General features: G+C 71.0%; 2 protein-coding genes. Both read right to left on the bottom strand.

Going from position 1 to position 1,037, the window contains the following annotated elements:
• The coding region (locus F3J10_RS35760; RefSeq protein WP_240155813.1) for an Hpt domain-containing protein at window positions 1-532 on the bottom strand (532 nt) is incomplete at its 3' end.
• Window positions 533-611: 79 nt separating this feature from the next.
• Window positions 612-989, bottom strand: a complete 378-nt coding sequence (locus tag F3J10_RS35755; RefSeq protein ID WP_025099994.1) for a response regulator — start codon at window positions 987-989, stop codon at window positions 612-614.
• Window positions 990-1,037: the final 48 nt, after the last annotated feature.

Below are 1,037 nucleotides of genomic sequence, written 5' to 3'. Positions count from 1 at the left end.
CGTCGAATTCGGCCGCCGCGGCCGCGAAGGCGCGCTCCAGGTCCGCCTCGGATTCCTCTTCCTCCTCGTGCGCCGCCGGCTGCACCGCCGCCGGGGCGGGTGCCGGGGCGGGTGCCGGGGCGGGCGCCGCGGCCTGGCCCAGCGCGCCCTGCAGCAGCGCCTCGAGCTTGGCGCAGATCGCCGCGGCGGCGGCCGCGTCGGGCTCGGCGCTGGCGCGGTAGTCGGCCAGTTGCTCCGAGAGCACGTCCTTGGTTTCCAGGAACGCGTCGATCATCGGCACCGTCAGCGCGATCTCGTGATTGCGCGCGCGATCGAGCAGTGATTCGAGGATGTGGGTGGTGTCGGTCAGCGCCGCGAAGCCGAAGGTGGCCGCGCCGCCCTTGATCGAATGCGCGGCGCGGAAGATCGCGGCCAGGTCCTCCGGATCCGGCGAGCCGGCGTCGAGACCGAGCAGCAACTGCTCCATCTGCGCGAGCAGCTCGTCGGCCTCGTCGAAGAACGTCTGGTAGAACTGGGTGATGTCGAGAGTCATGCCGGATCCACGTCGTATCGTCGGTTGGCGTCGTATTGGGGTCGTCGGCCCTGGTCCGGGGCCGGTCGCGTGCGCGCGACTACGGGTGGCTCGGCGCCGCCAGCGCGGCCACCAGGTCCAGCAGCGTTTCCGGGTCGAGCGGCTTCTCGATCCAGCCGGTGGCGCCCGCCTCGCGCGCCGCCGACTTGAAGTCCTCGCCGCTCTCGGTGGTCAGCACCAGGATCGGCGTCGCCGCGTAGGCGCCGCGCGCGCGCAGCGTGCGGATCACGTCCAGGCCGTTCTTGCCCGGCATGTGGTGATCGGTCACGACCAGGTCGAAGGCGATCGCGGCGGCCAGCTCGAGCGCGATCTCGCCGTCGGCGGCCACGTGCACGTCGTAGCCGGCGTCGGCCAGCGTCGCCTGCAGCAGGGCGCGCATGGTCGCGGAATCGTCGATGGCGAGGATGGAGCGGATCATGTCGTTCGGTCCCGAAATCACGTCATTCACGTCATTCACATCACAAGA

It is taken from the genome of Burkholderia sp. Cy-637 (genome assembly GCF_011753175.1).
Lineage (GTDB): Bacteria > Pseudomonadota > Gammaproteobacteria > Burkholderiales > Burkholderiaceae > Burkholderia > Burkholderia gladioli.
Note: the sequence above shows the minus strand (reverse complement) of the source record. Positions and strands in the feature narration are given on the sequence as shown.